Annotated in this window: 19 protein-coding genes; 10 read left to right on the forward strand and 9 right to left on the reverse strand. The window is 73.4% G+C overall.

The genetic code is table 11. The annotated features are described in order from the left end of the window. Positions 1 to 34: 34 nt before the first annotated feature. A complete protein-coding gene (locus F603_RS0125915) occupies positions 35 to 703 on the forward strand; it encodes a DNA polymerase ligase N-terminal domain-containing protein (protein ID WP_019548854.1) in 669 nt (222 codons plus the stop codon). A 22-nt stretch (positions 704 to 725) separates the two neighbouring features. Here F603_RS0125915 and F603_RS35450 read toward each other — a convergent pair whose 3' ends face one another. The 4 genes from F603_RS35450 to F603_RS0125935 form a co-directional block, all read right to left on the reverse strand. Next, entirely contained in the window at positions 726 to 881 is a 156-nt protein-coding gene (locus F603_RS35450) for a hypothetical protein (protein WP_162130093.1), read from the reverse strand. A 90-nt stretch (positions 882 to 971) separates the two neighbouring features. Next, on the reverse strand, positions 972 to 1,937 hold the full coding sequence (locus F603_RS0125925; RefSeq protein WP_019548856.1) for a cytochrome c oxidase assembly protein: 966 nt from the start codon (positions 1,935 to 1,937) through the stop codon (positions 972 to 974). A gap of 130 nt (positions 1,938 to 2,067) precedes the next feature. After that, a complete protein-coding gene (locus tag F603_RS0125930) occupies positions 2,068 to 2,796 on the reverse strand; it encodes a type 1 glutamine amidotransferase (protein WP_019548857.1) in 729 nt (242 codons plus the stop codon). 28 nt (positions 2,797 to 2,824) lie between these two features. Continuing rightward, positions 2,825 to 4,063, reverse strand: a complete 1,239-nt coding sequence (locus F603_RS0125935) for a Mur ligase family protein (protein WP_019548858.1) — start codon at positions 4,061 to 4,063, stop codon at positions 2,825 to 2,827. A 130-nt stretch (positions 4,064 to 4,193) separates the two neighbouring features. Between F603_RS0125935 and def the strand changes: the two genes are divergently transcribed. Beyond that, positions 4,194 to 4,754, forward strand: a complete 561-nt coding sequence (def, locus tag F603_RS0125940) for a peptide deformylase (protein WP_019548859.1) — start codon at positions 4,194 to 4,196, stop codon at positions 4,752 to 4,754. A gap of 1 nt (position 4,755) precedes the next feature. Here the strand turns inward: def and F603_RS0125945 are convergent, their stop codons facing one another. Further along, on the reverse strand, positions 4,756 to 5,424 hold the full coding sequence (locus F603_RS0125945; protein ID WP_019548860.1) for a TetR family transcriptional regulator: 669 nt from the start codon (positions 5,422 to 5,424) through the stop codon (positions 4,756 to 4,758). Between the two features lie 160 nt (positions 5,425 to 5,584). Between F603_RS0125945 and F603_RS0125950 the strand changes: the two genes are divergently transcribed. Beyond that, entirely contained in the window at positions 5,585 to 6,814 is a 1,230-nt protein-coding gene (locus F603_RS0125950) for an acyl-CoA dehydrogenase family protein (RefSeq protein ID WP_019548861.1), read from the forward strand. A 160-nt stretch (positions 6,815 to 6,974) separates the two neighbouring features. On the opposite strand, the gene F603_RS0125955 is transcribed toward F603_RS0125950, so the two are convergent. Beyond that, a complete protein-coding gene (locus tag F603_RS0125955) occupies positions 6,975 to 8,780 on the reverse strand; it encodes a hypothetical protein (protein WP_019548862.1) in 1,806 nt (601 codons plus the stop codon). Positions 8,781 to 9,130: 350 nt separating this feature from the next. Between F603_RS0125955 and F603_RS0125960 the strand changes: the two genes are divergently transcribed. From F603_RS0125960 to F603_RS0125970, 3 genes are all read left to right on the forward strand, one after another. After that, positions 9,131 to 10,759 (forward strand): alkaline phosphatase D family protein, encoded by a 1,629-nt coding sequence (locus F603_RS0125960; RefSeq protein ID WP_019548863.1) that lies wholly within the window; start codon positions 9,131 to 9,133, stop codon positions 10,757 to 10,759. A 192-nt stretch (positions 10,760 to 10,951) separates the two neighbouring features. Then, entirely contained in the window at positions 10,952 to 12,232 is a 1,281-nt protein-coding gene (locus F603_RS0125965; protein ID WP_019548864.1) for a molybdopterin-dependent oxidoreductase, read from the forward strand. Further along, complete coding sequence (locus F603_RS0125970; protein WP_026328718.1) at positions 12,229 to 12,666, forward strand: hypothetical protein; 438 nt, start codon at positions 12,229 to 12,231, stop codon at positions 12,664 to 12,666. The genes F603_RS0125965 and F603_RS0125970 overlap by 4 nt, the downstream gene beginning before the upstream one ends. Before the next feature lie 38 nt (positions 12,667 to 12,704). Here the strand turns inward: F603_RS0125970 and F603_RS0125975 are convergent, their stop codons facing one another. Further along, on the reverse strand, positions 12,705 to 13,586 hold the full coding sequence (locus tag F603_RS0125975; RefSeq protein ID WP_019548866.1) for a Vgb family protein: 882 nt from the start codon (positions 13,584 to 13,586) through the stop codon (positions 12,705 to 12,707). Positions 13,587 to 14,244: 658 nt separating this feature from the next. Continuing rightward, complete coding sequence (locus tag F603_RS0125980; RefSeq protein WP_158678690.1) at positions 14,245 to 15,552, reverse strand: pyroglutamyl peptidase; 1,308 nt, start codon at positions 15,550 to 15,552, stop codon at positions 14,245 to 14,247. A 133-nt stretch (positions 15,553 to 15,685) separates the two neighbouring features. Between F603_RS0125980 and F603_RS0125985 the strand changes: the two genes are divergently transcribed. Together F603_RS0125985 and F603_RS0125990 are read left to right on the forward strand one after the other, a co-directional pair. Then, a complete protein-coding gene (locus F603_RS0125985; protein WP_019548868.1) occupies positions 15,686 to 16,546 on the forward strand; it encodes an endo alpha-1,4 polygalactosaminidase in 861 nt (286 codons plus the stop codon). Between the two features lie 493 nt (positions 16,547 to 17,039). Beyond that, on the forward strand, positions 17,040 to 17,540 hold the full coding sequence (locus F603_RS0125990; protein ID WP_019548869.1) for a hypothetical protein: 501 nt from the start codon (positions 17,040 to 17,042) through the stop codon (positions 17,538 to 17,540). Between the two features lie 200 nt (positions 17,541 to 17,740). On the opposite strand, the gene F603_RS35240 is transcribed toward F603_RS0125990, so the two are convergent. Next, the gene (locus tag F603_RS35240) at positions 17,741 to 17,941 is read right to left on the reverse strand and encodes a hypothetical protein (RefSeq protein WP_158678691.1); all 201 of its coding nucleotides are present in this window, start codon (positions 17,939 to 17,941) and stop codon (positions 17,741 to 17,743) included. A 234-nt stretch (positions 17,942 to 18,175) separates the two neighbouring features. Here F603_RS35240 and F603_RS0126005 point away from each other — a divergent pair, with 234 nt between their 5' ends. Continuing rightward, positions 18,176 to 19,150, forward strand: a complete 975-nt coding sequence (locus F603_RS0126005; RefSeq protein WP_026328720.1) for a 4Fe-4S dicluster domain-containing protein — start codon at positions 18,176 to 18,178, stop codon at positions 19,148 to 19,150. Further along, positions 19,147 to 20,181, forward strand: a complete 1,035-nt coding sequence (nrfD, locus tag F603_RS0126010; RefSeq protein WP_019548872.1) for an NrfD/PsrC family molybdoenzyme membrane anchor subunit — start codon at positions 19,147 to 19,149, stop codon at positions 20,179 to 20,181. Before F603_RS0126005 ends, nrfD begins: the two co-directional genes overlap by 4 nt. Positions 20,182 to 20,189 lie beyond the last annotated feature (8 nt).

The following is a 20,189-nucleotide window of genomic DNA, read 5'->3' on the forward strand; positions in this document are numbered from 1 at the left end:
GGGTGCCGCACGGAAAGGCGCGGCAAACCAGCGGATGCCGGCCGGGCGCTGCGGGCGGAACCTGGAAGGGAGCATCCGGAGGGAGGCCGACGTGAGCAAGTACCGCACGCTGGAGACGTACAGGTCCAAGCGCCACTTCGACGAGACGACCGAGCCGAGCGGGGAGGACGGCCACCGCAGCACGGAGAACGGCAACGCCTTCGTCGTCCAGATCCACGACGCCACCACACTCCACTTCGACGTGCGCCTGGAGGCCGACGGCGTACTGAAGTCCTGGTCCGTCCCGAAGGGACCGCCGGCGGAGCCGGGGGATCGCCGGCTCGCCATGCCGACCGAGGACCATCCGCTGGCGTACCGGGAGTTCGAGGGCGTCATCCCGCACGGCGAGTACGGCGCCGGGTCGGTGATCGTCTGGGACGAGGGCAGCTACCGCGTCCTCAGCCACGACCGGCAGGGCCGCGCGAAGGGTCTCGCGCAGGCTCTCGACGAGGGGCACGTCACCGTCCGTCTCAGCGGCGCCAAGCTCCGCGGGGATTGGTCGCTGGTCCGCTTCCGCGGCGAAGACGGCTCGGGCGACCGCGAGGCGTGGCTGATGCTCAAGCGCGGCCGTGCGGCGGCACCGAGCGCCTCGCCCGATCCGATCCGTGCCCGGTCAGCGCTGAGCGGGCGGACGCTCAAGCAGGTCGCCCGGAGCGCGGAGTGACCCTGCGCGACGGCTCCGTGGATCAGCCGCGCGTCGACGCGGCCCCGATCGTCACCATGCAGAGCACCGCCCACGCCAACCACGCCCAGGCGCTGCCGCCGAGCGCCGCGGAGTAAGCCGTCACCACCACGAGTCCGAGCACCGTGCAGACCGTCATGGCCTTCGCCGATCCAGGCATCTCAACGCCCTCCTTCAGCCGGCTGCCGAGCATCGGGGCCTTCGAGGCCCCGCGCTCCACCCCATGGTCGCCCGGCCGGAGGGGTCCGCGCTACCGCCGTTGGCCCTGGAGCGAGGCGAGATAGGCGTTGTACGCGGCGAGCTCCTGGTCCCCGTCGCGGTCGGCGACCCGGTCGCGGCGACGGGCCTGCCGCTGCTCGGAGAAGTACCACTGGTACACCAGCGCCAGCAGCACCACGACCGAGGGGATTTCGCTGAACGCCCAGGCGATGCCGCCGGCCGCCGTCTGGTCCCAGAGCGCGGAGACCCCGAGCGAGGCGGGAGGGTTGGCGTAGGTGTCGACCATCGGCTCGGAGGCCATCATCAGCGCGATCCCGAAGAACGCGTGGAACGGCATCCCGGCGAAGAGCTCCAGCATCCGCATCACGTAGCCGGGCCGGTTGGGGCCCGGGTCGACGCCCATGATCGGCCAGAAGAAGACGAGGCCGACGGCGAGGAAGTGGACCATCATCGCGAGGTGGCCCGGCCGCGAGCCCATGAGGGCGTCGAAGAGCGGCGTGAAGTAGAGCGCGTACAAGCTCGCGATGAAGAGCGGGATGGTGAAGAGCGGGTGCGTGATCGCCCGTACGTAGTGGCTGTGCAGGAGTCGGACGAGGACCTCGCGGGCTCCGGTGCGCTTGGCACCGTCCGGCCCGCGTCCGGCTGCGGGCAGCGCGCGCAGCGCGAGCGTCACGGGGGCGCCGAGGAGCAGCAGGATCGGCGAGAGCATGCTGATCACCATGTGCTGCACCATGTGCACGCTGAAGAGGACCATGCCGTACTCGTTGAGCGCGGTGCACATCACCAGCGCCACCGTCAGCACGCCGAGCGTGAAGGCGACGGTGCGGCCGACGGGCCAGCCGTCGCCGCGGCTGCGGAGCCGTACGACGGCCGTTCCGTAGAGCAGCAGGGCCAGCACGCAGCCGACGAGGAAGAAGGGCTCGCCGGTGAACTCCAGCCCGCGTCCCAGGGTGAACGGCGGCAGATCCGCCGTCGTGCCGTGTCCGCCGTGGTCCATCCGTACTCTCCCGGTTCGCGCCGATCCGCCCGCGCACCAAGGGTATGACCGTGCTCCGGGCGCTCCCGCGGCGGGGCGCCGCACGCAGAAGCGGACCGCCCACCGTGGTGGGCGGTCCGCCGGAGCCGGGTCAGGCCGGCTGCGTCGCCGCCGTGATGCGCTCCTCGCGCAGCGCCTCGTACCACCGGTCGTCCGTCGGGGGCAGCGCGTTGACGTCGAGCGCCAACTTCACCAGCAGGTCGGCGATCTGCGGGTTGCGCGCGAGCACCGGGCCGTGCATGTAGGTGCCGAAGACGGTGTCGTTCCACGCGCCCTCGGTCCCGTCCCCCGTGCCGTTGCCGCGGCCGAGCCGGACGCGGGCCAACGGGCGGGCGGTCGGGCCGAGATGGGTGATGCCCTGGTGGTTCTCGAACCCGGTGAGCTGCGGGAGGTTCAGCCGTTCGTCCATGTCGCCGAGGACGTCCCCGACGCAGCGGTCGGCCTCGCCGCGGGTGCTCGTGACGTCCAACAGCCCCAGGCCCTGGGAGGTTTCACCGAGGTCGTTGACGAACTCGCGACCGAGGATCTGGTAGCCGGCGCAGACCGAGAAGATGATGGCGCCGTTGTCGACCGCCCGATTGAGGCCGCCGTCGCGCACGAGGCGCTCGGCGGCGAGCCGCTGCGGACGGTCCTCGCCGCCGCCGATCAGGTAGATGTCCCCGGAGGTGGGGATGGGCTGGTCGGAGCGGATGTCCTCGCGCTGCACCGCGAGTCCCCGCTGCTGCGCGCGCCGCTCCACCACCAGCGCGTTGCCCTGGTCGCCGTAGGTGCTCAGCAGGTCGGGGTAGACCCAGACCAGGCGCAGGCTCGTGTCACTCATGCCGTCAGCTCCTTCGTGCGGACCGCGGTCAGTTGCCGACGACGCGGCGGAGGTCCTGGAATGCGGTGTAGTTGGCGATCGCCTCGATGCGTCCGGGCGGGCACCGGCGCACCGCGTCGTCCGCGTCGTTGCAGACCTGGAAGTCGACGCCGGCCACCTCCAACCGTACTGCGAGGTCCAGTTTCCGGTCGCCGATCACGCAGATCGGGTGGCCGGCGAGGCGGGAGTAGTCGACGTCCCAGAGCCACGAGGTGTCGGTGCCGTCGGCGCCGCGTGCGTTGACGGAGAGGAGCACGGGCGCCGGCGGCGCGTCGATGAGCGAGAACGTCTCCAGCCAGCCTGCCGGGTTCTTCGCCAGCAGCAGCCGGATGTCGCGCCCCGCGTACTGCACGACGTCGTACCGCCCGGCGACGGCGGTGACCGAGCCCATCCGCTCCAGCGCGACCTGCGGCGGCACCCCGAAGGCGGCGGCGACGGCGGCCGAGGTGGTGGCGTTGGCCTTGTTGGCCCGGCCGGGGAGCTGGAGGCTGATCGGCCACGCCGAGCCGTGCGGGTCGAGGACGTGGTCCCCCGAGAGCGCCCAACTCGGCGTCGGGCGGCGGAAACCGCACTCGGCGCAGAACCAGTCGTCGTCGGGGCGCTGCATCACGCCGCCGCACGAGGGGCAGGACCAGGCGTCGTCCTTCCACTCCTGGCCGGCGGCGACCCACACCACGTTGGGGGAGGAGGAGGCAGCCCACACCACCAGCGGGTCGTCGGCGTTGGCGATGATCACGGCCTTCTGGCCCTGGAGCCCCTCGCGCCAGCGCTCGGCGAGCATCCGCGTCTCACCGGCCCTGTCGAGCTGGTCGCGGGAGAGGTTGAGCAGCGCGATCGCTTTCGGCGTGACGTCGCGCGCGACGCCCGAGAGGTACTTCTCGTCGACCTCGATCACGCCGTACTGCTCCTCGGCGCCGCCCGCGAGCGCCGAGGTGATGCCCGCCGGCATGTTGGCGCCCAGCGCGTTGGAGACGACGCCGCCGTTGGCGCGGAGCGCCTCGGCGATCAGTCGTGTCGTGGTGGTCTTGCCGTTGGTCGCCGAGACGAGCACCACGTCGAGGTGCTGGGCCACCCGTGCGAGGAGGTCGGGGTCGAGTCTGAGGGCCACCTTGCCGCCGATCACCGACCCGCTGCCGCGCCCCGCTGCCCGCGACACCGCGGCGGCTGCCCTCCCCGCCGTCACGGCCAGCCGCGAGCGCGGCGACAACGGCTCCGTGTTGCCTGCCATCGTCCTGCATCCTCCTTGCCCCTCGGTAGGGGAGAAGCCTACCGAGATCCGCTGCACACCCCGAACCCTGCCACCCTTACGCGATCACCTGCACGGTTCCCGGCCGGAGTTGCACCGTAGCCTGACGGGCATGCAACGCGGTCCCATTCCGGGCGGCTCGGGAGCCGTCCGCCCCCTGCTGCTCCATCCGGACCCGCTCCTGCGCGCGACGAGCCGCGAGGCGACGGCGGAAGACGGGCCGCTCGCTCCCCTCGCCGAGGACATGTACGCCTCGATGTACGCGGCGAACGGTGTCGGTCTCGCAGCCTGCCAGATCGGCGTCCCGCTGCGCCTGTTCGTCTATGACTGCCCGGACGACGAGGAGCGCAGGCACAGGGGAGCGCTCGTCAACCCGCGCCTCGTCGAGGCCGACGGGCCGACGGTGCGCGGACCCGAGGGGTGTCTCTCGCTCCCGGGGCTCGAGTCCTCGACGCCCCGCCCCGACCACGCCGTCGTCGAAGGGTACGACCTCGCGGGCGCGTCGGTGCGGGTCGTGGCCACGGGCTTCTTCGCGCGCTGCCTCCAGCACGAGCTCGACCACCTCGACGGCGGCCTCTACCTCGACCGACTCTCGGGGATTCGGCGCCGGTTGGCGGTGCGCAGGGCCGGGCGCAGGCCGTGGCTGCGGCGTGCGGGGGCGCGTGTGCGGTAGGTCAGAAGCCGGGGGCGCCCGGACGGTCGTCCGCCTCGGTGAGCCCGCCCCAGAGCAGGTCGGCGAGGTACCGCACCAACTGCTCGCGAGGCACGGGCTGTTCGCGCAGCCACCAGTCGCCGGCCGCGTGCATCATGCCGACGATGCCGTGGCCCCAGACCCGCGCGCGGTCGACCCCGTCGGGGCCGAGGTCGAGGCGCTCGCCGACGACGGTCGCCAACTCCTCGCCGAGGCGCCGCAGCAGCGGTGCCGAGTGCTGCCCGGCGTCGAAGCCCTGCTCGCCCGCAGGTCCCGTCTCGGCGGGGTGCATGAGGAAGCGGTAGACCTGCGGGTGGGCCTCGATGGCGGTGAGGTAGGCGTCGAGCGTTGCCTCGACGCGGCTGCGCCGTTCGCGGGGGGCGTCGAGGGCGGCGCGCAGGGAGCGCAGGAGTGCGTCGGTGTGGCGTGAGGCGAGGGCGCGGTAGAGCCCTTCCTTGTCGCCGAAGTGCCGGTAGAGGATGGGTTTGGTGATGCCGGCCTCGGCGGCTATGGAGTTCATGGAGGCGCCGGGGCCGTCCCGCAGGACGACGCGGTCGGCTGCGTCGAGGAGTTCGCGGCGCCGCTCGGTGGCGTCCTGGCCCTCGCGTCCTTCGGGTCTGGCGCGTCCGCCGTTCTGCTGCGTCGTGTTCATCTGTTCCTTCCGCCCCGGCGTCCGTCGATCTCCCCTGCGCAACGTAACACCACCGCCCCGAAAGCCGTCGTGATGGCGGGAGTTGACACAATTACTGGCTGGTAACACACTGACCGAATTACCGATGGTAACCACTGTGAGATTGGGTGGAGGCACGGCGATGGCCGATTCCGGGTTTGCGATCGACCTCAACGACGACCAGAAGGAGGTCCGCGACTGGATTCACGGGTTCGCGGCGGACGTGATCCGGCCGGCGGCCGCCGAGTGGGACGAGCGGGAGGAGACCCCCTGGCCGATCATCCAGGAGGCGGCGAAGATCGGCCTCTACTCGCTCGACTTCTACGCGCAGCAGTTCTTCGACCCGACCGGCCTCGGCATCCCGCTCACCATGGAAGAGCTCTTCTGGGGCGACGCCGGTATCGCCCTGTCGATCGTCGGCACCGGGCTCGCGGCCGTCGGCGTCCTCGCCAACGGGACCGAGGAGCAGATCGGCACCTGGGTCCCGCAGATGTACGGCGACCAGAACGACGTCAAGGTCGCGGCCTTCTGCTCCTCGGAGCCGGACGCCGGCTCCGACGTCGCCGCCATGCGCACCCGTGCCGTCTACGACGAGGCGAAGGACGAGTGGGTGCTCAACGGCACCAAGACGTGGGCGACCAACGGGGGCATCGCCAACGTCCACGTCGTCGTCGCGGTCGTCGACCCCGAACTCGGCTCGAAGGGGCACGCCTCCTTCGTCGTCCCGCCGGGCACGCCCGGGCTCAGCCAGGGGCAGAAGTTCAAGAAGCACGGCATCCGCGCTTCGCACACCGCCGAGGTCGTCCTGGAGGACGTGCGCATCCCGGGGCACTGCCTGCTCGGCGGCAAGGAGAAGCTCGACGAGCGCCTCGCCCGCGCTCGCGAGCGCGCCAAGGCGGGGGAGCGCGTGAAGAACGCCGCGATGGCGACCTTCGAGGCCTCGCGCCCCGCCGTCGGCGCCCAGGCCGTGGGCATCGCGCGCGCCGCGTACGAGGTGGCGCTCGAATACGCCAAGACCCGCGAGCAGTTCGGCCGTCCCATCATCGACAACCAGGGCGTCGCCTTCCAGCTCGCCGACATGCGCACGCAGGTAGACGCCGCGCGCCTGCTGGTGTGGCGGGCCTCCTGGATGGCCGCGGCCGGGCGGAAGTTCGACTCGGCCGAGGGGTCCATGTCGAAGCTGTACGCGGGGGAGACGGCGAAGAAGGTGACCGGTCAGGCGATGCAGCTACTCGGCGGCAACGGCTACACGCGGGAGTACCCCGTCGAGCGGATGCACCGCGATGCCGCGATCTACTCGATCTTCGAGGGTACGGCCGAGATCCAGCGCCTGGTGATCGCGAGGACGGTCTCGGGCATGCAGATCCGCTGACGTCTGCGGACGGGTGCGGACAAGAAAAGGCGCCGGCCAGGACGGGGGAGCCTGGCCGGCGCCGGTCTGTGGACGAGGGGGCGTCCGAGGCGCCGCCCGCGTGTAGTTCAACTATAAACCATACGGGGGTGCACCCACGCAACCCTCGTGCCGCACGGGTTCAACTCGCGCGCGCCGACGTGCCGTTCGCCGGGAGCGGTTCGCCGCGCGGCAGCAGCAGCACCCGTACCAGGTGGGGCGTCGCCGCGGCGACGGCCGGGTCTCCCCCGAGCGGCAGAGCGACCGGCGCGAGCCCCGACGCCACCAGCGCACGCACCGCCCGATGCGCGGGGTTCGGCCCCGTCTCCTTCTCGTCCTCCGGAGGTTCGACGCTCCTGGCCGCGGCGAGCCGCGGCCCCCGCACCACTCGGCGGCCGGACGCGCATGCGGCCAGGGCGAGTTCGAGCGCCCCCGTCAGCGCACGCGCAGCGCTCCCCGCGCACCGCACCGCCACCGCGCGTCCGTCGAGCGTGACGGCGTACGTCGGCAGGCCGAGCGCGCCCGTCAGCTCGTAAACGGCCAACTCCCCGCCGTACGCCCGCACTGCGCGCCAGAGCGGGCCTCTTGCCCCGCCGTCCCCGAGCCCGACCCGGGGGAAGAGCTCGGAGCCGCCCGCCAGCATCGTCCACACCACCTGCTCGGCGAGCGAATGCAGCGCGGCGTCGAGCGCCTCGCCGACGCTGCGGCCGCCCGCCACGCCGGCCGGCGGGTGCGCCCGCGCGGGCTGCGCGGGATGCGGTGGGACGAGCGGCCCCGGCGGCAGCGCCCGCGGACGTGAGGCCGACAAGTCCCAGCCCCACAACGAGCCCTCGGCGCCCCGCCGTTCCCTTAGCTGCGCCTGCGCCGCGTATCCGGCGAGCGCGTCGAGCACGGCGCTCTCCCACGCGGCCGCCCGCGTCCTCGCCACGGCCAGGGCCGACGGCGCCGACGGCGCGCGCCCCGCAGCCCGGCACACGTACCGTCCACCCGCCGAAACCGTCTCCTCGACTCCGGCGAGCACCCCGGTGAACGGGTCGACCAGCGCCGCCGCCCGCTCCCGCAGGCCCCCCGCCGGCAGGGGCGCCGAGGAGAGCCACCCCTCCAACTCCCGCCGCGCACGCGCCACCGCGCTCTGCGCGAGGCACCAGGTGTGCGTGCCCGGCCTCTCGCGCACCGCCGGCACCACGTGCCTGCTCCACGTCGACTCGGCGGCGTCGACGCGCACCGCCGTCGACCGCGCCCACCAGCCGACGTCGGGGCGCACGCCGCCCGCGAGGTACCGGAGGCACTCCCCGGCGACCTGCTCGGCGACGACGGCCGCCAACCGGCCCGCGAGCACCGGCACTTGGCGCCCCGCGTCCTGCGCCCCCAGCCGCTCGTGGAGCGCCACAGCGCAGGAGTCGACGGCGCCGACAGGCCCGACCCACACCTCCCCGCGCCGCACCAGCACCTGGCACAGGGCGGTGCCGCGCGCCCCGCACACGGCAGCGGTCCCGCTCCGTGCGCCCTCGGCCGCCGCTTCCGGAAGCTGCACCACCAGGTCGCTCTCGCGGCACAGGACGCCGAGCGAGGACGTCCGGCGGAACGCGACCCGCTGGGCCGCGTCGCGGCGCGCCTCGCCCGCCGCCCGCCTCAACTCCCGTTCCTCCGCCGCCGGATAGCCCGTCACCCCGACCTGCCGCCACCCGGACCTGAGCCCGGCGCGCACCACCTCGTCCAGCAGAACGCCCTCGCCGACGACGGTGACCTGCGCGGCACGGACCTTCGCAAAGCGCGCGGCCGCCTCCTCGCGATCTCTGCCGAGCGTGGCCGTCACGCCGTCGTAGAGGCGCAGCTCGGCCTCGCTCGGCAGCGGCGGCTCCTCGGCGGCTTCCGGCTCCGGGCGGCGGGGGAGGGGGAAGGCCACCGGCACGGAGCCCGACGCGTCGTCCCTCAGGGGTGGGCGCATGGCGTCTCCTGGTGTCCTGGGTGGTCCGGCCCGTTCCGTATGCGGGCGACGTGGCTCCGCTACGTCCTGCCCCCGCACGACGGACACCGGTGGTCTTGCCTCGCCACGCCCTTCCCACGCGCACCCGGGCGGTGAATCGCCCGATCGTGTCGGGCGTACGTCGGCGCTTTCACGGGCGCGGGGAGGGGCCCGTGCGCCCGGCCGTCGCCCGCGGTTCACCGGGTGTTCGATGCCCGCGTGAAGCTCATCCCGCGGCCATGTCCTGGCCCTGTACGCGTCAAGAACTCGCCTCCCCAGGGCACTGCAATCGAGGCGACCAGCCCGCGCGTCCCAAGAGAGGCAGTGCTCCCGTGACGCAGTCCCCACCGGCACACTCACCCGAACTCCGCGCAGCGGCACGCCACTTCGGCCGGCGCGGTTTCCTCACGGCCACTGGCGCGGCCACCGCGCTCGCCTTCGCCGTCCACCTGCCGCAGGCCGCGCACGCGGCCGAAGGCTCGGCCCGCAGCCTCCCGGACGACCCGTTCACGCTCGGCGTCGCCTCAGGCGACCCGCTGCCCGATTCCGTGGTGCTGTGGACGAGGCTCGCGCCCAGCCCCTACGAGCCGGGCAACGGCATGCCCCGGGCGCGCTTCACCGTCGAGTGGGAGATCGCGGAGGACGAGCGCTTCGCCGAGGTCACCGCGCGCGGGCAGGCGGCCGCGCACCCGGAGTTCAACCACACGGTCCACGTGGAGGCCGGTGGCCTGCGCCCCGAGCGCTTCTACCACTACCGCTTCCGCGTCGGCACCTGGACCAGCCCCGTCGGCCGCACCCGCACCGCGCCTGCGGCCGGCGCGGACCCTGCCAGGCTCCGGTTCGGCCTCGTCTCCTGCCAGCAGTACACGGACGGCTACTGGACGGCGCACAAGCACCTCGCGGAGGAGGACCTCGACCTCGTATTCCACCTCGGCGACTACCTCTACGAGTACCCCGTCGACTCCGCGGGCGGCTCCCGCGCCTACACCGACCGCACCCTCCCCGCCGTCTTCGCCCGCGAGACCGAGACGCTCACCGACTACCGCCTGCGGTACGCGCTCTACCGCTCCGACCCCGACCTGCGCGCGGCCCACGCCGCCCATCCCTTCGTCGTCACCTGGGACGACCACGAGGCCGACAACAACTACGCAGGCGACACCCCCGAAGACGACGTGCCACCCGAGGAGTTCCTCATCCGTCGCGCCTCCGCCTACCGCGCCTACTGGGAGAACCAGCCGCTGCGCGCACCGCAGCACCCCTCGGGGCACGACATGCGCCTCTACCGCCGCCTCCACTTCGGTCGCCTCGCGCAGTTCGACGTCCTCGACACCCGCCAGTACCGCTCCGACCAGGCGTACGGGGACGGCTGGCAGCGCCCCGGACCCGACTCCGAGAACCCCTCGCGCACTCTCACGGGCGGCAGCCAGGAGCGCTGGCTCCTCGACGGTTGGCGCTCCTCCACGGCGCGCTGGAACCTCGTCCCGCAGCAGGTGACGTTCGCGCAGCGGCGCAACTCGACGGCGAAGGACTACGAGTTGAGCATGGATGCCTGGGACGGCTACCCCGCCTCCCGCAGCCGCGTCCTCGACGGCGCGGCCTCGGCCGACGTGCGCAACCTCGTCGTCCTCACCGGAGACGTCCACGTCCACTACGCCTTCGACCTCAAGGCCGACTTCGACGACCCCGACTCCCGCACCGTCGGAGCCGAACTGGTCACCACGTCGATCTCCTCGGGGAAGGACGGCACCGAGCGACCCGGCGACTGGGAGACGTACATGGCCGCCAACCCGCACATGCGCTTCTACGACGGCCGCCGCGGCTACGTCACCGTGGACCTCGAACCCTCGCGGGCGCGCGCCGACTTCAAGACCGTCCCCTACGTCACCAGTCCGGGCGCCGGCCTCACGACGGCCGCCTCCTTCGCCATCGAGGACGGCCGCCCCGGCCTGCACGACGCCTGAACCGCCCGACGCGCTCCGGCGGTCCGGCCGGAGCGCGTCCTCTGTCCTCGCACAGCACCGAGCAGCAGCACAGCCACCGCGCACGCCGAACCACCCGGCGCACCACGGGTGTTGCGGCACCGGCGCAGCTTGCGGCCCGACACGACGCCACGTGCGCTCGCGCCGACGGCCCTCGCCCCTAGGCTCACCGGCATGAGATCCCCGCGCGGTCCGCAGGCGCCGCTTCCCGCTTTCGCGAGCCGCTGGCGGAGCCCTCTGCGCGGTCCCTGGCTCACCTCGCTCCTCGGCCTCGCCCTGCTCGTCGGGGCGCCGGTGCTGCTTCTCACCGGCCTGCTGTCGCACGCCGCCTACCACCCCGACCTCGCGCCCACCAACAACACCACCCCGGGCAGCGGGCTCCTCGGCATCCCGCTGGTCTCGTGGCCCACCCGACCGCGCTGGCTCTACCGGCTCACCCAAGGCGTCCACGTCACCCTCGGCATCGCGCTCGTCCCCGTCCTCGCCGCCAAGCTGTGGTCCGTCATTCCGCGGCTCTTCGCGCACCCGCCGTTCCGCTCGCTCGCGCAGGCCCTGGAGCGGATCTCCCTCCTCCTTCTCGTGGGCAGCGCCCTCTCGCAGTTCGCGACCGGCATCCTCAACATCCAGCTCGAGTACCTCTTCCCCGGCTCCTTCTACCCTCTCCACTTCTACGGCGCGTGGATCTTCGCCGCCGCCTTCGTGCTGCACGTCGCACTGCGGCTTCCGCTCGCTCTCCGTACGCTCCGCGACGGCGGCTTCCGCGCACGCCTCCGCACCACGGCCCCCGAACCTCCTGACGCGCACGGCCTCGTGGCGACCGCCCCGGCTCCGCCGACGCTCTCCCGACGCGGCGCCCTCGGCGCCGTCGGCCTCGGCTCGCTCACGCTCACCGCGGTCACCGTCGGACAGAGCCTCGGCGGCCCCCTCCGCTCCACGGCCCTGCTCGCCCCGCACGGGCAGACGCCCGGCAGCGGCCCCGACGGCTTCCCCGTCAACACCACGGCAGCGGCCGCCGGCGTCACTCGCCCGGGGCCCGAGTGGACGCTCCACCTCCACGGGCCGCACGGGCGCCGGGTCCGGCTCCACCGCGACGACCTCGCCGAACTCCCGTGGCGCCACGCCGCGTTGCCGATCGCCTGTGTCGAGGGCTGGTCCACCGAGGACCAGCGTTGGGAGGGCGTCGCGCTGCGGACCCTGGCCCGGCTCGTGGACGCCGACGACCCCGCGCTTCCCGTCTTCGTCCGCTCGCTCCAGCGGCAGGGCCCCTTCCACCAGGTGGCGCTCACCGCGGAGCAGGTCGCGGACGCGCGCTCGCTCCTGGCGCTCCGCGTCAACGGGGCCCGGCTCTCCGACGACCACGGCTACCCGGCCCGCGTCATCGTGCCGGCCGCACCCGGCGTCCTCAACACCAAGTGGGTGAGCGAGCTCCGGTTCGGCGAGGGGACGTGGCCGTGAACGGCGGACCGTCGCGCCGCCTCGGCAGCCCCGTGGTGCTGCTCGGGACCTTCGCCTCCTTCGCCGTGACGGCGTACGCCGGCTGGCGGCTGCTCGGGCCCCAACCGCTGCCCGTCGCCCTGTGGTTGCTCGGCGCCGCCGTCGTCCACGACACCGTCGTTCTGCCGGCGTACACGCTGCTCGACCGTGCGCTGTCGCGCCTCGCGTCCTACGCCGGACCGGTGCGGAACTTCGTGCGCGTCCCCGCATGGCTCTCGGTCCTGCTGCTCGCGGTGTACTGGCCGCTGATCCTGCGCACCTCGGACCGCTTCGCCCCGCACACCGGCCTGCGGATCGAGCCGTACCTGTGGCACTGGCTCGCCGTCAGCGGATGCCTCTTCGCGCTCTCGGGCGTGTGGTACGCGGTGCGGCGGGCGCGGCGCGTGGACACGTAGCCGAGCCGAACGGCCCCGTCGTCGACGGGCGTTCGCGGCTACGGCGTCACCCGTGCGACGGCTCCTCCTTCGAGGGCGATCCAGAGGGCGCCGTCGGGGCCCACGGTGATGCCGTGCGGTTCCGACGACGGCAGCTCGTACTCCGTGACGTCGCCGCCCGCCGTGATGCGGCCGACGCGGCCGGCGCCCCACTCGGTGAACCAGCACTCGCCCGCGGACGTGGCGGTGATCGCGTGCGGCCGGGCCGTGCGGTCGGGGAGGGGGAACTCGTCGATCGCGCCGTCCGTCGAGATCCTGCCGATCTGGCCGGCCGCGATCTCGACGAACCACAGCGCCGAGCCGTCGCTGGTCAGGCCCACGGGTGCCGCTCCCGCGGTGGGCAGGGCGTGGAGGGCGACGTCGCCGCCGACCGTGATCCGGCCGATCGCGTGCGCCTGGTTGAGGGTGAACCACAGGGCGCCGTCGGGGCCGTCGACGAGCGCGGAGGGGAAGGCGCCGGTGACGGGCAGGGGGAACTCGGTGACCTCCCCGTCGGCCGCGATGCGGCCGATGCGGTCGGAGTGGAGCTCCGCGAACCACATGGCACCGTCAGGTCCAGCGGCGATCCCGTACGGCCCGCTGTCCGGTGTCGGGAGGGGGAAGGAGTCGACCTGACCGGCGGCGGTGACGCGGCCGATCCGGTGGTCCCCGTACCGGGCGAACCACAGCGTGCCGTCCGGCCCGGGCGCGATAGCGGTGGGGCTGCAGGCGGGCGAATCCAGCGGGTACCAGGTGAGTTCCCCGTCGAGCGTCAGACGTGCGAGGCGGCCGCTGCGCGCGAAGGTGAGCCAGAGCGCGGCGTCGGGGCCGGCCGCGATGCCGTACGGGCCGGTGCTGCCGTCCGTCGCGGGGATCTCCCGGACGGTCGGGGGGCCGTGCATGTCAACTCCTCGCGCATGGACGGTCGGACTCGCTTCCGTGCCCGGCCGAGCTGCGGCCGTCCGGGGTCGGAGGTGACGCGCTGGCCTTGGGCCAGGACCGAGTCGACGCCCGCGAGCCAGACGCGGCGGCGTCGGGCTTCCGCGCCGCTGCCGTCACACACTGCCTGGCGGCGCGCGGCGGTTTCAACCGCATTTCCGTGTGCCAGTTCGTGGGCACACGGGGGCTTGCTCCGACACCGCCCCGACGTCCCGCCCCTGGGGAAGTGCGTCCTCCGACTCGCCTCGCACACAGGGCCAGGCAGGCGCCGGGCACGACGGAGCTGTCACCGCCCAGCGCAACCGTGAAGTCGCTCTGCGCCACGCGGTGTTCGATCCTGTCGGCGAGGCGCCTCGCATACCCGGACGGCGCTTCCGCTGCACCACCCCGCCGCCCTCGGCACCGATCCGCCACGGCAGGTCCTGTTCGCGCATCGCCCCGGCGAGCCCGTGCCAACCGGGCACCGCCCGTGGGCGCCGACCGGCGCAGCCCGAAGTGCACCCCACGCCGGTCCGTGTTCAAGTTGTCCACACCGGGACCGGCTCCCAACGGCCTTCAGAACCGCACGACTTGGCGGTGGCTACGGGAGAACGCCGTCCCGCAGCCACCGACAGCCGGCCGTCACCGCCCCGCGTGCTCGGCCACCACCTCCACGACCTCCCGCACCTGCGCGCTGATGGCCTCCCGGTTGCGCTCGAAGACCGGATCGCTGACCCGGCCGCCGTCCGGCGCACTGTTGTCCTCGCCGAACTCCAGTACCGGCGTGTGGAGATGGCCGCCCGCGATGCGTGCCCCCACCGCGTCGCGCAGCAGCGTCGCCCGGTAGGCGATCTCGTTCGACAGGTAGTTGCCGCCGCCCCCGGCCCGAGCCGTCGAACCCGGCGTCGGTCCGTCGGGCCGCTCCACCGGCTCCCCGCCGTCCGCCGGGATCTCCGTCACCGCTGTGTTGTCGCGGACCGGGAACCGTCCCGTGTCCGCGTCGACGATCGCCCGGTACGGCAGTGACGTCACCGTCCACTGCGGCTGCGGAACGGGCGTGGGCACACCGGGCGCTACCGGGACCGTCTCCGCGCGGGACACCCGTACGTTGTCCGGCGAGCCGCCCCGCCACGCACCGTTGTACCGCTCGACGTCGAACCGGCCCGGGCTGCCCTGGCTGACGGTGACCAACGCGTCCGTCTGCCGCGCCCCTTGGCGCAGCGCCGGAAGCAGCGCCGTCTCCACCATGCCGTCCGCGAAGTCGTCCCAGCGCACGGGGAAGAGCATCGTCTCCACCCGGGCCCGCTCGCCCGACGCCGTCCGTACCACCGCGCCGTCCAGCGCCAGCGCCGCAGCCCCCGACGGGTTGCTGCGCCGTATGTCCTCGTCCAGTTGGAACGGATCGAAGCCCGTGACGACCACCCGCCGAAGCCCGTCCGACTCGGCCGGCAGCCGCGCCGAGTCGTGGCCGCGCGAGGCTACCTCCAACCTCTCCAGCAGTCGCGTCCGACGCTCTTCGTCGAGCGCGAACGAGGGGGACCAACTGCGCAGCGCCTTCGTCATCCCCAACCGGGCCCAGTACAGCGGCCGATCGTCACCGCGGCTCAACTCGCCGCCCGCCGCACCGCGCCCCTGCACCCGGTCGACGGCCCGCTGCCAGAGCCGCTTGCCGTGCCGCACGACGACGCGTTCGGCCTCCCCGACCGACCGCGCCTCGCCCAGCGCATGCCGGAACGCGGGAGCCGCGTCGTCGAAGCCGCTGCGCCGGAGAACCTCCCGCGGCTCGTCCTGCGCCAGCCGCTGCTCTTCGACGGTGGGCGCCCCGCCGTCGACGTCGGCGGCCTCGGCACCCGAAACCGGCAGCACGACCGCGAGCGCCGTCCCCGCCACCGCCGCCCGTACCAACTGCCGCCGTGTCCTTGCGGAACCTCTCGCACGCTGCCTGTTCATGCCGTCCTCTCGACGCGGTGGACATGCCGACGGCATCCGATCACGAAGCGTCCACTCGCGGAAGACCGCAGGCCAGGCCCCGCGCACAACAGCCGGGGAAGGCCCGCCCCTTGCCGACGCATAGGATCGGGGCGTGGGGGAGTGGACCGGTCAGAAGAAAGCGCGCGCCGCCTCGGCAGCGGTCGCGCTCGGCGTGCTCGCCGGGTGCGGCCCCACGGCAGCCGGCACCGGCCCCGCCCCACCGACCGACACGAAACGGTCCGCGCCGTCGGCACCGCCCGCCGGGGTCCGCTTCGACTACCAACTCGGCGGTGCCTCCCCGCTGCCCGAGGGCACGGGGCTCGTCGTCCGCGACAGCACGGCTTCCCCCGCCCCGGACGCCTACAACGTCTGCTACGTCAACGGGTTCCAGACCCAGCCGGCCGCACGCGGCACGTGGCTGGCGCACCACCGCGACCTCGTCCTCGACGACGCCGAGGGCCGCCCCCTCGCCGACGAGGAGTGGCCGGACGAACTCCTCCTCGACACCTCGACCGCCTCCAGCCGGGCCCGCCTGGCCGAGGTGCTCGGCAAAACCGTGTCCCGCTGCGCGAAGAAGGGCTTCGAGGCGGTGGAGATCGACAACCTCGACTCCTTCACCCGCTCCCGCGGCGCGCTCACCCCCGAGGACAACTTCGCACTCGCGGCGGCGCTCGCACGCACCGCACACGCTGCCGGCCTGGCGATCGGCCAGAAGAACGCGGCCGAATACACCGCACGCGGCAAGCAGGCGGGCTTCGACTTCGCCGTCGCCGAGGAGTGCGCGCAGTACCGCGAGTGCGCCTCGTACACCCGCGTCTACGGCGCCCGCGTCCTCGACGTCGAGTACACCGACAACCTGGACACCGACTTCTCCCGGGTGTGCCGCGCCGGGGACACGCCCCGTTCGACGATCCTCCGCGACCGCGCCCTCGTCCCGGCCGACGAACAGGAGCACGTCTACCGCCGCTGCTGACGGGGCCGGCCGACCGCGCCGCACGAGCAGGCCGAGACCCGGACCCTTACGGACGCCGCTGCCCGAGGACACATGACTCGTTGCCCTCGGGGCTCGCCGGCGGTGCCCGCGACTGCTCGCCGTATCGACGCGCCGAGCGCCACCGGACGAGCCACCTCGGCGTCCCGGTCGTCAGGGCGGAAGCCGGGGTGCAGCGGGCTCTTGGCGTTCTTGCTCTCCGAGAGCCGGACGAAGTCGAGCCCCGGCGGACGAACCGGCGCCGGACGGCTCTCGACTCGTCCGAGGAGTGGACGAGAACCCAGCCACGCGAGCGGAGGTCGGAACCGCGCCCGCAGGCGGGACCCCCGCCGGGCCGATCGGTCTCCGTGCAGCCGGTCACGCGTGCATACGGTGGCGCGAGCGAGGAACCCGAGCCGCGGATGTGGAGTGCTTCCGCGGCCACGGCGCCCCGGCGCGCTCCAGTCGGAAGCCGACGAGGAAGGCGGTCCCCGGCATGGTCCGTAAGAAGGTGGAAGGCGACGAGGACGAACGTCGCGCCGCAGCCCACGAGGCCGAGAAGGCGGGCGACCGGCCGAGCGCCCGGGGCGAGACCACGGGCGCCTCGAAGCAGCCTCGCCACCTCAAGGGCGGCGACGCCGCCTCCCACGAGAAGAAGGTGGGAGCCCTGCACCGCGGGAAGCAGGAGTGGAGAGCGGGCGACCTCGCTGAGGAGGACGTGTACGACAAGGCGGCGACCGAGCCGGCCCGCGACTTCCGGGACCGCGCCACCCAACCGTACGACGCGCGTCACGAGAGGGTCTTCCGCGCACTCGCCGAGAGGGAGGAGGCGACGGGCGGCGAGGCGGTCCCCCTCCACGACGTGGCCCGGGAAGCCGGACTGCCCGTCGAGGAGACCCGCCTGGTCCTGCACGACCTGGTGTCCGTCCACCGCCTCGCCAACGAACTGCAGGAGAGCGAGGCGGGCGCCCTGTACCAGGTCGCCTCCCGCGCCTGACCCCGGCCCGCCCGGCAAGCGGGGCGGCTGCCCGCCGTCCCCCGAGACCGTACGAAGCAGCCGGAGAGCCGACACGCATCCCGTTGCGCAGAGCGACATTGCGAGCCCCTCACGCCGGCGCCGACCCGGAGTCGGCCGTGAGTACGGTGTGCTCGGAAACCCGGGCGGAGAGCTCGGCCGCAGCGAGCCGACGCAGCAGCTCACAGCGCCGGTGAGCTCGCCCCGCACGAAGCCACGGCCGCGTCCGCCGCGTCGACCAGCCGGAACGGCGCGGGGCCGCCTTCGGGAGCGGGGGCGGCGAACGACTCCGGGTCGGCGGCCGTCGGTGCCTGCTCCACGGAGACCCGACGGGTGAGGCCCGCCTCCGCAGGCGGACACCAGAAGGCCCACGCCTTCCTCACGGCGGTGGAGGAGGACGTCCCGAGGTACCGCTGAACGACACGTTGAGCAACCGATACTTCCGCGACCGCGTCGAACTGTCCGCTGACGAGCCGCAGCGCCGACACGCCCAAGCCGCCTGACCCCGCCCCAACAGGCCGCCGACGGCGAAAGAACCGAGACTGGACGCACCGCGCACCGCCCGGGCAAGCCGGGCCGCTCCGCAGCACCCCCTCCGCCGAAGGAAGATGGCGCTCATGACCGAACAGGGACCGCCGCAGCCCGGCGCCGACCACCCGCCGCGCATGGGCTTCTTCACCGACACCTCGGTGTGCATCGGCTGCAAGGCCTGCGAAGTGGCGTGCAAGGAGTGGAACGCCGTCCCCGCGGACGGCCTCGAGCTGACGGGCATGTCCTACGACAACAGCCGCCGACTCAGCTCCGATACGTGGCGGCACGTCGCCTTCATCGAGCAGCGCAAGCCGCTCGGCGGCCAGGAACCCGGCGTCAGCCACGACAACGTCGACATCTTCCGGGCCGCAGCCGGCCTCGGCGTCACCATCGCCTCCCCGGGGCCCGGCGCCACCGCACCCGCCCCCGCGGACGCACTCCCCGGAGCCCCCGCAGGCGAGACCTCGCCCCTCGCACCCGACGGCCGCACCGAACTGCGCTGGCTGATGTCCTCGGACGTCTGCAAACACTGCACCCATGCCGCCTGCCTCGACGTCTGCCCGACCGGATCGCTCTTCCGCACCGAGTTCGGAACCGTCGTCGTCCAGGAGGACATCTGCAACGGCTGCGGCTACTGCATCCCCGCCTGCCCCTACGGCGTCATCGACCAGCGGCCCGACGACGGACGGGCCTGGAAATGCACCCTCTGCTACGACCGGCTCGGCGTCGGCGCGGAGCCGGCATGCGCCAAGGCGTGCCCGACCGACTCGATCCAGTTCGGCCCCCTCGAACAGCTCCGGGAGCGAGCGGCCTCCCGAGTCGCGCAACTCCACAGCGCGGGCGTCCTCGACGCCCGGCTCTACGGGGAGGACCCCCAGGACGGTGTCGGCGGCGACGGCGCCTTCTTCCTCCTCCTCGACGAGCCGGAGGTGTACGGGCTCCCGCCCGACCCCGTCGTCACGACCAGGGACCTGCCGTCGATGTGGCGGTACGCGGCCGCTGCCGCCGTGACCCTCACCGCCGGGGTCGCCGTCAGCTTCCTCGGAAGGAGCCACCGTTGAGCGAGTCCGACGTCACCCCCGAGGGCGTCCGCGGTGCACGCCCGGGCAGGGAAGCGGTCACCGGCCGCGCCGCCGGCCGCCGCCGGCGCGGCGGGCGGGGAGAGCGGCCCGTGGTCCCCGAGGCGGAGTTCTCCACGTACTACGGCATGCCGGTCCTCAACCCACCGAGGTGGGAGGCGCTCGACATCGCCGGCTACCTCTACCTCGGCGGCCTCGCCGGCGCCTCCTCCCTCCTCGCGGCCGGCGCCCACCTGACCGCACGGCGCCGGCTGGCCCTGGTCGCCAAGTCCTCGGCCACCGGGGCCGTTTCCCTCTCCCTCGTCGCACTCATCCACGACCTCGGCAGGCCGGAGCGGTTCCTGAACATGCTGCGCGTCTTCAAACCCACCTCACCCATGAACGTGGGCTCCTGGCTGCTCGCCGGATACGCGCCGCTGACGATGGCCGCCCTGCTGAGCGACGTCTCCGGGAGGTACCGCCCGGCCGGCGCGGCGGCGACCGCGGGCGCCGCGGTGCTCGGTCCCCTCGTCACCACCTACACGGCCGTGCTCCTCGCCGACACCGCCGTCCCGTCGTGGCACGACGGGTACCGTCAACTCCCGTTCGCCTTCGCCGGATCGGGCGCCGCCGCAGCAGCCGGAGTGGGCCTCCTCGCCGCCCCCGTGGCGGAGACGGCCCCGGCGTGCAAGCTCGCTTCGCTGGGAGCCGGGCTCGAACTCGGCAGCACGCAGGTAATGAAGCGGCGCATCGTCCTGACCTCTGAACCGTTCGAGCAGGGCCACGCAGGCACCCTCATGCGGGCGTCGAAGGCGCTGACCGTCGGCGGTACGCTCCTCGCCGTCTGCGCCGGACGGCGCAGCCGCGTGGCGGCGTCGGTCGCCGGAGCTGCCCTGCTCGCGGGGTCGGCGATGCTGCGCTTCGGCGTCTTCCGGGCGGGCGTCGCCTCGGCGGAGGACCCGAAGTACACGGTCGTACCGCAGCGCGCCAGGCTCAAGAAACAGCGCAACAAGCCGAGCGCCGCGACGAGTTGACGCCGCGC

The organism is Streptomyces sulphureus DSM 40104 (genome assembly GCF_000381025.1).
GTDB lineage: Bacteria > Actinomycetota > Actinomycetes > Streptomycetales > Streptomycetaceae > Streptomyces > Streptomyces sulphureus.

What these genes read in the sequence shown, in the direction of transcription:
- F603_RS0125915 (WP_019548854.1), top strand. Translation starts at nt 35, where the DNA reads ATGCCGGCCGGGCGCTGCGGGCGGAACCTGGAAGGGAGCATCCGGAGG.
- F603_RS35450 (WP_162130093.1), bottom strand. Translation starts at nt 881, where the DNA reads ATGCCTGGATCGGCGAAGGCCATGACGGTCTGCACGGTGCTCGGACTC.
- F603_RS0125925 (WP_019548856.1), bottom strand. Translation starts at nt 1,937, where the DNA reads ATGGACCACGGCGGACACGGCACGACGGCGGATCTGCCGCCGTTCACC.
- F603_RS0125930 (WP_019548857.1), bottom strand. Translation starts at nt 2,796, where the DNA reads ATGAGTGACACGAGCCTGCGCCTGGTCTGGGTCTACCCCGACCTGCTG.
- F603_RS0125935 (WP_019548858.1), bottom strand. Translation starts at nt 4,063, where the DNA reads ATGGCAGGCAACACGGAGCCGTTGTCGCCGCGCTCGCGGCTGGCCGTG.
- def (WP_019548859.1), top strand. Translation starts at nt 4,194, where the DNA reads ATGCAACGCGGTCCCATTCCGGGCGGCTCGGGAGCCGTCCGCCCCCTG.
- F603_RS0125945 (WP_019548860.1), bottom strand. Translation starts at nt 5,424, where the DNA reads ATGAACACGACGCAGCAGAACGGCGGACGCGCCAGACCCGAAGGACGC.
- F603_RS0125950 (WP_019548861.1), top strand. Translation starts at nt 5,585, where the DNA reads ATGGCCGATTCCGGGTTTGCGATCGACCTCAACGACGACCAGAAGGAG.
- F603_RS0125955 (WP_019548862.1), bottom strand. Translation starts at nt 8,780, where the DNA reads ATGCGCCCACCCCTGAGGGACGACGCGTCGGGCTCCGTGCCGGTGGCC.
- F603_RS0125965 (WP_019548864.1), top strand. Translation starts at nt 10,952, where the DNA reads ATGAGATCCCCGCGCGGTCCGCAGGCGCCGCTTCCCGCTTTCGCGAGC.
- F603_RS0125975 (WP_019548866.1), bottom strand. Translation starts at nt 13,586, where the DNA reads ATGCACGGCCCCCCGACCGTCCGGGAGATCCCCGCGACGGACGGCAGC.
- F603_RS0125980 (WP_158678690.1), bottom strand. Translation starts at nt 15,552, where the DNA reads ATGAACAGGCAGCGTGCGAGAGGTTCCGCAAGGACACGGCGGCAGTTG.
- F603_RS0125990 (WP_019548869.1), top strand. Translation starts at nt 17,040, where the DNA reads ATGGTCCGTAAGAAGGTGGAAGGCGACGAGGACGAACGTCGCGCCGCA.
- F603_RS0126005 (WP_026328720.1), top strand. Translation starts at nt 18,176, where the DNA reads ATGACCGAACAGGGACCGCCGCAGCCCGGCGCCGACCACCCGCCGCGC.